We start from the raw sequence: 10,786 nt of genomic DNA on the forward strand, positions 1-10,786 counted from the left end.
CGGGAAGGGAGGGTTTGGGAGGGATCGACAACGATATTCTTTTAAGGAGGTGAATTTCGTGGCAGTACGTATTCGTTTGAAAAGAATGGGAGCACATAAAGCGCCTTTCTACCGTGTAGTGGTTTCCGATTCCCGGTCTCCTCGTGACGGCCGTTTTATCGAGGAAATCGGTTATTATAATCCGATCGAAGTACCGGCAGTCGTTAAGATTGACGAAGAGAAGGCTCTTAAATGGCTTCAGACAGGTGCACAAGCATCTGATACCGTCCGCAACCTGCTTTCCAAAGCTGGCGTGATGAAGAAGTTCCATGAGTCAAAGCTTCAGAAATAATGACTGATTGCGAGGGTCCTCTATGGAAGAATTAGTTGGTGTTATTGCTAAGGCTTTAGTGGATCATCCGGAGGATGTGGCCGTACGGACCGTGGAGAAGGATCACCTGATTGTCTATGAGCTCTCCGTGCATCCTGATGATGTCGGTAAGGTCATCGGCAAGCAGGGACGGATCGCCAAAGCGCTTCGTACCGTAGTCACATCTGCAGCAGTCAAAAGTGATAAACGCGTTACCGTGGATATTTTATCTTAAGGATGCGCACAAGGAGGGGCTAGGGATAGTATATCCCGGCTCCTTTTTGTTGAAAATATAAGAATTTATTAGCTGTACGCAATCAACGTGAAGGAGATGAACACATGACAGAAGAGTTAACCGTAGGCAGACTGGTGAATACGCACGGCATTCGCGGAGAGGTCAAGATCCTGTCGCATACCGATTTCCCGGAAGTGCGGTTTGCACCCGGCAACAAGCTGCTGCTGATTCCCGCAGACGGAAGCCCGAAATTCGAGGTTACGATAGAATCGGCGAAAGAACATAAAGGAATGTATATCGCCAAGCTGAAGGGGTATACGAATATTAATGAGATCGAGAAATACAAAGGCAGTATGCTCAAGGTGCCTAGTGATAATCTGGTTGAGCTGCCGGAGAACGAGTATTACTTCCACCAGATCGTAGGCTGTGAAGTCTACACGGATGAAGATGCCAGCCAGCCGCTGGGAACGATTACAGAGATTCTGCAGCCCGGGGCCAACGATGTCTGGGTAGTGAAGCCGAAGAAGGGCCAGGATATTCTGATTCCGGTTATTAACGATGTAGTGCTGGACGTCAATATTGCAGACAAAAAAATCACCGTGCATCTCATGGAAGGGCTGCTCCCATGATCCGCATCGACGTGCTGACGCTGTTCCCGGATATGTGTGAAGGCGTCTTCGGCACCAGCATTCTCGGTAAGGCCCGTGATAAAGGCATTGCTTCACTGAACACTGTGAACTTCCGCGACTTCTCGGGCAACAAGCATAATAGCGTAGATGACACGCCTTATGGCGGAGGGGGAGGCATGGTGCTGAAGCCTGACCCTATCTTCGCAGCGGTGGAGCATGTGCTGGCTCAGAATAACGCTGGCGGGGAGCATGGGGACAACGGGGATACAGAGGCAGTGAAGCCGCGTATTATTCTGATGTGCCCCCAGGGCCGGACCTATAACCAGCAGATCGCCGAAGAGCTGGCACAGGAACAGCACCTGATCTTCATTTGCGGTCATTATGAGGGCTATGACGAGCGAATCCGTGAGCATCTGGTGACGGACGAGCTGTCGATTGGCGACTATGTGCTGACCGGCGGTGAGCTGCCTGCCTTGACCGTAATAGATTCGATCGTGCGGCTGCAGCCGGGGGCGCTGGGTAACGAGACCTCTGCAATCTCTGACTCCTTCAGCACCGGGCTGCTGGAGTACCCGCATTATACCCGGCCGGCAGAGTTCAGGGGCTGGAAGGTGCCGGACATGCTGCTCAGCGGACATCATGCCAATATCGAAGTGTGGCGGCGTGAGCAGGCGCTTCAGCGTACCCTCGAACGCAGACCGGATCTGCTGGAGACGGCTGAGCTGACAGTGAAGGACAAGCAGACGCTGAAGCGGCTGCAGGAGCAGGCAAGCCTTAAGAATAATTAACTGTAAATTTGGGCCTGAATAGAGTCATAGCAGGCGTCTTTTTAACGTATATTACGTTAGGGAGGCGTTTTTTGCTGTGTGCTGGGGATTGTAAGACATGTTTCATGAATGTGACAGGTAGGCAGGAAGAGTAGCTTTTTATTTGAAAATAGAAGCAGGGGTGTGTCGGTACCCATGTAGAGGGGTAATAATAAGAGGCGCCGCAAGAGTAGATGCAGCGTAAGACACAGCTAGCTTAACTATCGAAAGGAATGACTGAAGTGACTACGAATACGCATGAACCATTCAAGCCAGCCGTGGACACAGTCCACAACAAAGAAGCGGAGCCGCTCCGCACAGTAAGTGATATTATCGATTTCTATAAGAATCGTAAATCATAACTAAGATGTGCAAGGAATGAATTAGACCCTGGTATCAGGTTCCATAGCCTCAGTAATACAGCAGATTACACCAATAACCGCTTGAACAGAAGGACTTAAGGTCCTGATGGCTCAAGCGGTTATTTTTAGATAATAAGCAGGTAAATAAAAAAGACCGTCCGAAGACGGTCTCTCTACCCGAGGCGCTAGTTTGTAACTTTGATCCGTATCCCGCGCCACCAAGGCTAAACCATTCAGCCGTTGGTCCGGGTAAGGGATACGTTCAGCATGTCATGCTTGATGTGAACGCACCTCCTTTCCTTGTGCCAAGAGTATAGCACAGCCTTTACGGAAAATCCATTAAATTTTAATAACATCCGAAAAAATATTGAACTCCATAAAAACGCTGAACTCTATTTGAAACTACTGCACTAGTGAGGTATATTTATAGTATAAGTAGTAAGTAACCGCTTACAGTCATATTATGTATTAGATGAACGTATGTTAATCGTAGGTATGCGGCAGACGTAAGTATGAAGGAATGGATTGATTTGAAATGTCGGGGTATAGCGCAGCCTGGTAGCGCGCACCCTTGGGGTGGGTGAGGTCGCAGGTTCAAATCCTGTTACTCCGATTTAAACAACATAACGATTCCTTACCAAGAGGGAGTTTTTGCAAGCTTCATGAAAAATTGCGTATGAATTAGAGTGATGAAAGTAAAAATAACTATAAATGGTTTTAAATTATAAGCAATATGTTGTATACTATAGAAATTACAGGAGTCGTACATACGACACGACTCCCGAGCAATAGCCGCTTTTAAGGGCGGTAGGCTTAAAAAGTGGAATAATCAACAAAAAGTAGACCATTCACCTTTGCCGAGGGCGGTCTACTTTTTGTTGTGGAATGATAGTATAAGAACAACCAAAGTCGCAAATGAAATCATTAGCGTTAATGTGTCTTTAACTGTCATATGGGCATCCCTCCCTTCTACGGAGAGGTAGCCGACCGCCCTTGCAAGCCTATTCTATTGCTTCTGCGATTATATCATATTTTGTAGAGGATTGGCATTTATTGTATTCCCGTTTTCGCTAAAACAAAAAACACTTCCGTCAGCGCAGCACGCTCTGTAGGAAGTGTTTTTATTTAGGTGATAAGGCTATGTGCGGTTAAACTAGAACCTGCCCCTGTCTCTATCCCGGCGGGTAAGCATAATGACTCCCGTAACCAGTGAATACAAGGCAACAACCATAAGCAATACAATGGCCCAAGTATAATTGCGCACCGTGTAGGTGAGCGAAGCGAAAATGATAAACCAGGCGATCCGCAGTACTCCTTCATTAATAAAACGTCTGCCTGCTGTACTCATGATTCCTGCCTCCTTATGGATTGTAGAAGATTGTTCACAACCGTAAGCGGTTAATTGTTTTGTTACTTTAATATTACCCCTTTTTACACAAAATTGATACACAATGTTCACAAGTTATTCATTTCACAGCTAATTTAATTATAGACAGCTGCTGCGTGACGATAGCCGTTACCGGCTTATCCCTCCCCTCATAAGATACAGAACCACGATTAAGGAGGAAACAGCAGATGGAAGCTTATTATAATTGTCTCCATTGCAAGGATAAGCGTGTACGCATTATGACTTCTGACGGCAAACGTCATGAAGGAATTATTGTGGATGTGGACCGGAATAATGTGTATCTGAAAACAAAGGGCAATGGTAGAATGCAAACTTCGGCCTTCTATCCGGGCGGTGCAGGAAACTACTATGGCGGATACTATGGCTACGGCAGTCAGATCCTTACCTTGAGCCTGTTCACGCTTCTGGCGATTGCGCTAATCTGACGATGGCCTGAACAACACAAAAAAGTGGGCTCCTGGAAGTCAGGAAGGCCCACTTTTTGCGTGAATAAATTATAGGATGATATAGTATACGGGTAAAATGCGCTCAAGGTAGAGGCTGTTAATTAACGGATATAGCTCCGATCTGCGTGGTTAACGATAGCAGCGGACCGCCGCCATTATAATCCTTAGATGTACCGTTGTCAGCGCCGGAGATGTGGCCAAGTTCGCTGCGGGCTTTGACCGTACATGCGGTTGATGCTGACAGATCGGCGGAGATTCTTCCGATATCGCTCTTGGCCTTGAGGCTGCTGCCCTTGGTCATGCTGGATACTCCAAGCTCAATACTTCCCGTATTCGACTCCACACTGGACTTGCCTGTGAACACGGTGTCTTGAAGGATGATGCTGCCCACATTGCTGTTAATCTCAAAAGTCCCCTCGAGCCCGCGGAGCTGAACGGTGCCTACATTATTATCAATCTCAAACCGGTCAACGGTCTCTGGAATCCCGATTACATAATTAATGCTGAAGTTGGAATCGCCGTACTCATGCTGCGCCCATTCCCAGAGATCCTTCTTTGCATTGCCTTCACCATGAGCAGAGACGATGAGAGCGTCACCTTTATGTTCAATAGAAACTTCCGTATGATCCAGTACACCGGATACCAGCTTGTGGCCTGTCTGCTCATGGACAATGACGGTGGCCTGGACAGTAATCTCGTCACCTGATGCGGGCGCCACTGCGACTTCCCCCACCGAATTATCTAACTTAAGGACAGAAGCCGAAGCAATAGGCAGGGAGGTGGAGAACTTCCGGCTGATTCCGCTAGTGTTCATTTGATCTTCAATCATGCCCGCTGTGTTCTCGATGGCGTCGCCTACAGCATCACTGGCATCGCTGAGACTCTGCTTCACGGCTTCTGCCGCTTCCTGGGTGAAGCTGCCGGAGATCGTCTGCTCCAGTTGGCTATCCGCTGCTTCCTTGCCGGGAAGCTCCCGGCAGCCGGTAAGTGCAATAGAAAATACGGCCATTGCTGCAATAATTGCTGTGCTGTGATGTTTCTTCATTATATAGGCCCTCCTAAAGGCATGATTATTTGCTTATGTATACTCAGTATTATATATTATGGGAAAACACTGGATAACAGCCTGGCGGCGGGTTGTTGTACTGGACTATAGTCCAGTAAGCCTGCGGCTACATTTCAACTCTGCATTATGGTACACTAGCGTTAGATTAAGGAACGGAAGAATGAAATGTGACAGCTGGAGGGCCGGCACGGAAGCAGACCCGGGAGACGGTCTGTTTACTATTTTGACTGAACAAGTCAGAGGGGCGGATGAGCCAAATGCAGTATGCAGCTTTCCTGATCGTTGTGTTGGTGGGCGCAGTTGTCTATACCGTGTACCGCAGCCGGATGAGCCAAGAACAGACTGAAGCGCCGAAGCAGGGGAAGGCCAGTAATGTGATTTCTATGGAAGGGCACCGTAAGGCCAAGCAGAATGCTGCGGATCAGCAGTGCTCCTCCTGTAAGAAGAAGAACGGCAAGCTGATTTTTTATGCCCAGGATGACGGAAGTGTGGTCGGACTCTGCAAGGATTGCAAGGTGAAGGCGAAGAAACGGGATATGCTGCCGCTTTAAAGAATAAATATATGTTGCATGAGCCTGTCTTTTATGATAAAATTACTTCTGTTGTGTGGAATACGGTGGTCCTCTGCGGATAATGAGGGAGAGCAACGGCTCTCCGGAAGAGGCAAGAACACCTGTACGGAAGGAGGAAGTCCTTAATGAATATCCTACAAGCAATTACACAAGAGCAACTTCGTAAAGATATCCCGAGTTTTCGCCCGGGTGACACTTTGAAGGTGCATGTAAAAGTTATCGAAGGAACTCGTGAGCGTATCCAGTTGTTCGAAGGCGTTGTAATCAAACGTCGCGGCGGCGGTATCGGTGAGACTTTTACGGTTCGTAAAATCTCTTATGGTGTTGGTGTGGAAAGAACATTCCCAGTTAACTCCCCTAAACTCGAGAAAATCGAAGTGGCTCGCCGCGGTAAAGTTCGTCGTGCGAAGCTGTACTATCTTCGTGACCTGCGCGGTAAAGCTGCAAGAATTAAAGAAATTCGTCGCTAGAATAGTGACAAAGGAAAGGGGCTTGAATTCAAGCCCCTTTCGTTTATTTCTTGTAATTAAAGAATTGTGCTCCCCGCAAAGTACCTGAGTAAGCATCGAAGTTCAAGCATCACTTTGTGGGTTTTTAGACATATGTGCCTTAGGAACAGCTTCTCCGAAAAGGCCTCCTGAAGGAGTAATCGCGGGGGAGTTTTTGGCAGGAGCTTTTTTGTATTGTATAGTGGAGATAACAATTATTGGAGAGGACGGTGAACTATGCAGCAGGATTTGCAGCAAGGGCAAGGCGAAGTGATTGATTCAAACGGCCAGAGCCCCCGGAAGCCAAAGAATGAAGTCCTGGAATGGATTAAAGCGATAGCGATTGCATTGGTTCTGGTTATTCTAATACGCTGGCTTTTGTTCAAACCGTTTATCGTAGACGGCCCTTCCATGAAGCCTAACTTCCATACCGGCGAAAGAGTGATTGTTAACGAAATTCTCTACGATATCCGCAAGCCGGAGCGCGGAGAAGTCATTGTGTTCCATGTGCCTTCAGAGGGCCGGGATTTCATTAAGCGTGTCATTGGTGTGGCAGGCGACACAGTCACAGTTGAAGGGGATGTCGTTACAGTTAACGGAGAGCCTGTGAACGAAACGTACATCCAAGGCGCGATTGATGATGCGCATAATAACAACATTTTGTACAACAATAAGAACTTCCCGAATGAGCAGTTTACGGACAATAAGGTGCCGGAAGGCCATGTGTTCGTAATGGGGGATAACCGCTCTGACAGCACGGACAGCCGGATGATCGGTTATGTGCCGCTGGGGGATATTGTCGGCCGTGCAGACCTTATTTTCTGGCCGGTGAAGAATATTTCATTAATAAATCATTAATTCATTACGAAGCTGACAGAAGTCAAAGGAGGTGACGGCATTGGCCATTCAATGGTTTCCTGGTCATATGACGAGGGCTAGACGGCAAATCGAGGATAAGCTGAAGCTAATTGATGTTGCAATAGAACTGCTTGATTCCCGTCTGCCGATTTCGAGCCGCAATCCGATGATTGACGATATTTTGCGGGACAAGCCAAGACTGATTATTCTAAATAAAGCAGATCTGGCCGATCCGGAAGCTACGCGCAAGTGGCTGGCTTATTTCAAGGAGCAGGGTCATGTTGCCTATCCGGTAGATGCTTCTACTGGCACTGGAATTAAAGAAATTCCGGAGCAGGTGAAGCTGCTGCTAAAGGACAAGATCGACCGGCAAATTGCCAAGGGCATGAATCCGCGTGCGATGCGGGCACTGATTGTGGGCATTCCCAACGTAGGCAAATCGACTCTCATTAACCGGATGGCAGGAAGAAATATTGCAATTACCGGTGACCGTCCGGGGGTTACCAAGGGCCAGCAATGGATTAAGACCGGCGGTAGTCTGGAACTATTGGATACTCCGGGGATTCTTTGGCCGAGGTTCGAGGACCAGGCGGTAGGCTATAAGCTGGCAGTAACCGGGGCCATTAAGGAAGAAATCCTGAATATTGAGGATATTGCTTATTATGCGGTGAAATATCTAGTGAAGGATTACGGAAGCCGGTTCAAGGAGCGCTTCGATATCAGTAAGCTGCCGGAGGACTTAGAGAACCCGGATGAAATCGTAGCCGTTATGGAAGCGGTAGGGCGTAAGCGCGGTTGTCTGATGAGCGGTGGCCGTGTAGATCTGGAGAAGGCTTCACGCGCGCTGCTGCATGAGCTTCGTGCCGGGAAGCTTGGACGCTTCACGCTGGAGACACCTGAATAGTAGAATGTAGTATGGAATGGAAGAGCCATCCGTGAATGTGGGGTGGTTCTTTTTTGCGTATTAGAGGGTTGAGGAAGAATGGGCTGGAAGTCGTTAGTGCTGTGAAGTGTGAGAAGGAGCGCGAAAAGACATTGGGAGAGTAGGAGAGAACAAGGGTAGGGGTATGAGAAGATGCGTGAAGCAATCATGTAAGAATTGCAACTTTTCTCTATTAAAATTGGACGGAGCAGCAGAAGTGTTGTCTTTCATACAACTTTTTTGGATTTGCGCAGTATTAATGAAGGGATTGTTGTATTCAGTGCAGAATTTTAAGATTCTGAGACTGGGATTGGATGGAAATGAGTGCAAGTTCGAAGCTCTTTTGGGATTCGCATTCTGTCATATATTCGTAGGAAGATCATAGATGTAGCTTATTTTAATTTTAGTGGGCAGGTGGAGAGACGATGAGTGAGATAGATATGCTTGGGTATGAAAAAGAAGGCTGGGGACAATCTTTCCGTCACATCGCAGGTGTGGATGAAGTGGGCCGGGGGTGTTTGTTCGGGGATGTGGTGGCTGCAGCGGTAATTTTGCCGGTGGGGCTGATTATTGAGGGTGTGGATGACTCTAAGAAGCTGACGGCCAAAAAGCGGGATGCTCTGTATGAGACCATTATGGAGCAGGCGCTGGCGGTAAGCTTAGGGCATGTGGGGGCAGCGGTGATCGATGAAATTAATATTAAGCAGGCTTCGCGTTTGGCGATGCGCCTGGCGGTAGAAGGTTTAAGCCAGCAGCCGGACTATATGCTGATTGATGCGGAGAAGGTGGAACTGCCCTTGCCGCAGCGCGCCATCATCAAAGGGGATGCCAACAGCCAGTCGATTGCTGCCGCCTCCATTATAGCCAAGGTGACCCGTGACCGGCTCTGTGAGGGCTTGTGGGAGGAATTATACCCGGATTATGGGATTAAAGTACATAAAGGATATGCTACCAAGCTGCATCGTGAACAGATCAAGGCACTGGGTGTAACTCCGATGCACCGGCGCAGCTTCATCGGCAATATTCTGGCGGAGCAGGAACAGCTGGCTTTATTCTAAGCGTGTGACCCAGATAATCACAAATGAAGGCGAAATACCGATATAAATAGAAAGAAGGGAGGCGGACAACATGAACATCGGATCACTGGTTCGCGGTTTGCTTGGCGACAGTAAGGCGGGAGAGGCCAAATCTGTAGAGCTTAAGGAAGGTCAGGTTGTTCGCGGCGTTGTGCTTAGCATATCCGATTCCGGAAAAGAAGCGGTGGTGCAGATTCAGGGAACGCCGGTACGGGCTGAACTGGAAACACCGCTGGCAGCCGGTCAGACGCTGAACCTGCAGGTGGGTGCACCAGGAGAAGGCGGCTTGCCGGTGCTTAAGCCGGTATCTCTTGGGGAGGCGGCTATGGTCTCGCCGCAGAGTATGGGCGAGGCACTCGAGTCGCTTGGACTTGCCAATTCCAAGACGGGCCGGGAGATTGTTCAAGCGATGCAGGCTGGAGGACTGGCTTTCACTAAGGAGACTGCGGCGAAGCTGGATGCAGTAATGAATGCCAAACCTCCCGGTGTCCCTGCTTCAGAATGGCTGGAGGCGGCTGTAATCTCGGTGAAGCGAGGCTTGCCTGTAACGGCTGAGACGGTGAAGGGGCTGCAGCAGGCTGTATTCGGACCGAAGCTGCATGATCTGCTGGCGAAACTGGAGACTGCGCTGAACGTATGGGTGAAGCAAGGGGCGGAAGGCGACGGATCAGGTCAAGCTGCGGGGAATAGCAGACCTGCGTCAGGGCTGCTGACAGGCGGAGTGAATGCTGCGCTGGCTGGCAATGGAGGGACTGCCGGAGTGAATACTCAGGCGGGACAGAGCGGTAATGCGGGCATTTCGCAGGCTGTGGGTGCCAATGGACAAGCTGCATTGGTATCAGCGGGAGATGCAGAACCTGCAGGAAGCGGGGATGCGGTTGGAGTGCGTGACGGTGCGGGGAACGCGACTGGAACGCGTGAAGGTGCAGGGAACGCAGCTGGAGCGCGTGGCGGAGGTGCGGGGAACGTAGCAGGAACGCATGGTGAAGGAGCGGGAAGCGTGGCTGGAGCGCGAGAAGGCGCGGGAATCGCGGCGGGAACGCGTAGTGAAGGTGCGGGAAATGCAGCCGGAGTGCGTGGAGGTGCGGGGAACGTAGCAGGAACGCATGGTGAAGGAGCGGGAAGCGTGGCTGGAGCGCGAGAAGGCGCGGGAATCGCGGCGGGAACGCGTAGTGAAGGTGCGGGAAATGCAGCCGGAGTGCGTGAAGGAGCGGGGAACGTAGCAGGAGCGCGTGGCGAAGTTGCGGGGAGCGTGGCAGGAACGCGAGAAGGCGCGGGGAATGTAGCTGGAGCGCGTGGCGAAGTTGCGGGGAGCGTGGCTGGAGCGCGAGATGGAGCGGGGAACGCCGCAGGAGCGCGTGAAGGTGCGGGTACCGCAGCTGGAGTGCGTGAGGGCGCGGGCGTAGCCGCGCAGACGCAGAGCGCTGCGGGGCCTGCCTTGCTTGCGAAGCTGCAGGGCGTGCTCTCCGAGCTGCGCGGCACTCTGCCGCAGCTCGCCGAAGCGCCGCCCGCCTCCGGCGCGGCGGGCGGCAGTGCAGCCCCTGCGGCTGCGCCGCCGCAGGGGGAACC

The 10,786-nt window shown here is 50.4% G+C and carries 13 protein-coding genes, 1 tRNA gene and 1 pseudogene; 12 read left to right on the plus strand and 3 right to left on the minus strand.

Annotated features, from left to right (window positions below; all coding sequences use genetic code 11):
* Nucleotides 1-58: 58 nt before the first annotated feature.
* From rpsP to C162_RS30495, 5 genes are all read left to right on the plus strand, one after another.
* Nucleotides 59-331, plus strand: a complete 273-nt coding sequence (rpsP, locus tag C162_RS30475; RefSeq protein WP_036701203.1) for a 30S ribosomal protein S16 — start codon at nucleotides 59-61, stop codon at nucleotides 329-331.
* 22 nt (nucleotides 332-353) lie between these two features.
* A complete protein-coding gene (locus C162_RS30480; RefSeq protein WP_020432321.1) occupies nucleotides 354-584 on the plus strand; it encodes a KH domain-containing protein in 231 nt (76 codons plus the stop codon).
* A 104-nt stretch (nucleotides 585-688) separates the two neighbouring features.
* Nucleotides 689-1,213, plus strand: a complete 525-nt coding sequence (rimM, locus tag C162_RS30485) for a ribosome maturation factor RimM (protein ID WP_036701208.1) — start codon at nucleotides 689-691, stop codon at nucleotides 1,211-1,213.
* Entirely contained in the window at nucleotides 1,213-2,001 is a 789-nt protein-coding gene (gene trmD, locus C162_RS30490) for a tRNA (guanosine(37)-N1)-methyltransferase TrmD (protein ID WP_036701255.1), read from the plus strand. The genes rimM and trmD overlap by 1 nt, the downstream gene beginning before the upstream one ends.
* Before the next feature lie 919 nt (nucleotides 2,002-2,920).
* Nucleotides 2,921-2,994 (plus strand) — tRNA-Pro (locus C162_RS30495).
* A gap of 255 nt (nucleotides 2,995-3,249) precedes the next feature.
* On the opposite strand, the gene C162_RS37730 is transcribed toward C162_RS30495, so the two are convergent.
* Nucleotides 3,250-3,333 (minus strand): putative holin-like toxin, encoded by an 84-nt coding sequence (locus C162_RS37730; RefSeq protein ID WP_353953970.1) that lies wholly within the window; start codon nucleotides 3,331-3,333, stop codon nucleotides 3,250-3,252.
* A gap of 201 nt (nucleotides 3,334-3,534) precedes the next feature.
* Nucleotides 3,535-3,729 (minus strand): hypothetical protein, encoded by a 195-nt coding sequence (locus C162_RS30500; protein WP_036701210.1) that lies wholly within the window; start codon nucleotides 3,727-3,729, stop codon nucleotides 3,535-3,537.
* Between the two features lie 227 nt (nucleotides 3,730-3,956).
* Here C162_RS30500 and C162_RS30505 point away from each other — a divergent pair, with 227 nt between their 5' ends.
* Nucleotides 3,957-4,214, plus strand: a complete 258-nt coding sequence (locus tag C162_RS30505; RefSeq protein ID WP_036701211.1) for a hypothetical protein — start codon at nucleotides 3,957-3,959, stop codon at nucleotides 4,212-4,214.
* 118 nt (nucleotides 4,215-4,332) lie between these two features.
* On the opposite strand, the gene C162_RS36740 is transcribed toward C162_RS30505, so the two are convergent.
* Nucleotides 4,333-5,280 carry a hypothetical protein gene (locus C162_RS36740; RefSeq protein ID WP_051494052.1) on the minus strand — a complete coding sequence of 316 codons (948 nt, stop codon included), beginning with the start codon at nucleotides 5,278-5,280 and terminating at the stop codon, nucleotides 4,333-4,335.
* 278 nt (nucleotides 5,281-5,558) lie between these two features.
* On the opposite strand from C162_RS36740, the gene C162_RS30515 reads away from it, so the two are divergent.
* The 6 genes and pseudogenes from C162_RS30515 to C162_RS34800 form a co-directional block, all read left to right on the plus strand.
* Entirely contained in the window at nucleotides 5,559-5,852 is a 294-nt protein-coding gene (locus tag C162_RS30515; RefSeq protein ID WP_036701213.1) for a hypothetical protein, read from the plus strand.
* 146 nt (nucleotides 5,853-5,998) lie between these two features.
* A complete protein-coding gene (gene rplS / locus C162_RS30520; protein WP_036701215.1) occupies nucleotides 5,999-6,343 on the plus strand; it encodes a 50S ribosomal protein L19 in 345 nt (114 codons plus the stop codon).
* Nucleotides 6,344-6,598: 255 nt separating this feature from the next.
* A complete protein-coding gene (lepB, locus tag C162_RS30525) occupies nucleotides 6,599-7,219 on the plus strand; it encodes a signal peptidase I (RefSeq protein WP_036701218.1) in 621 nt (206 codons plus the stop codon).
* A gap of 40 nt (nucleotides 7,220-7,259) precedes the next feature.
* A complete protein-coding gene (ylqF, locus tag C162_RS30530) occupies nucleotides 7,260-8,123 on the plus strand; it encodes a ribosome biogenesis GTPase YlqF (RefSeq protein ID WP_036701219.1) in 864 nt (287 codons plus the stop codon).
* A 443-nt stretch (nucleotides 8,124-8,566) separates the two neighbouring features.
* Complete coding sequence (locus tag C162_RS30535; protein WP_036701222.1) at nucleotides 8,567-9,199, plus strand: ribonuclease HII; 633 nt, start codon at nucleotides 8,567-8,569, stop codon at nucleotides 9,197-9,199.
* 70 nt (nucleotides 9,200-9,269) lie between these two features.
* Nucleotides 9,270-10,786: pseudogene (locus C162_RS34800) on the plus strand (hypothetical protein); the annotation flags it as partial.

The sequence above is a fragment of the Paenibacillus sp. FSL R7-269 genome (genome assembly GCF_000517865.1).
Classification (GTDB): domain Bacteria; phylum Bacillota; class Bacilli; order Paenibacillales; family Paenibacillaceae; genus Paenibacillus_AQ.

Bases quoted from the DNA above. Each gene is read 5' to 3' on its own strand.
- C162_RS30480 (WP_020432321.1), top strand. From the start codon at position 354: ATGGAAGAATTAGTTGGTGTTATTGCTAAGGCTTTAGTGGATCATCCG.
- rimM (WP_036701208.1), top strand. From the start codon at position 689: ATGACAGAAGAGTTAACCGTAGGCAGACTGGTGAATACGCACGGCATT.
- C162_RS37730 (WP_353953970.1), bottom strand. From the start codon at position 3,333: ATGACAGTTAAAGACACATTAACGCTAATGATTTCATTTGCGACTTTG.
- C162_RS30500 (WP_036701210.1), bottom strand. From the start codon at position 3,729: ATGAGTACAGCAGGCAGACGTTTTATTAATGAAGGAGTACTGCGGATC.
- C162_RS30505 (WP_036701211.1), top strand. From the start codon at position 3,957: ATGGAAGCTTATTATAATTGTCTCCATTGCAAGGATAAGCGTGTACGC.
- C162_RS36740 (WP_051494052.1), bottom strand. From the start codon at position 5,280: ATGAAGAAACATCACAGCACAGCAATTATTGCAGCAATGGCCGTATTT.
- C162_RS30515 (WP_036701213.1), top strand. From the start codon at position 5,559: ATGCAGTATGCAGCTTTCCTGATCGTTGTGTTGGTGGGCGCAGTTGTC.
- rplS (WP_036701215.1), top strand. From the start codon at position 5,999: ATGAATATCCTACAAGCAATTACACAAGAGCAACTTCGTAAAGATATC.
- lepB (WP_036701218.1), top strand. From the start codon at position 6,599: ATGCAGCAGGATTTGCAGCAAGGGCAAGGCGAAGTGATTGATTCAAAC.
- C162_RS30535 (WP_036701222.1), top strand. From the start codon at position 8,567: ATGAGTGAGATAGATATGCTTGGGTATGAAAAAGAAGGCTGGGGACAA.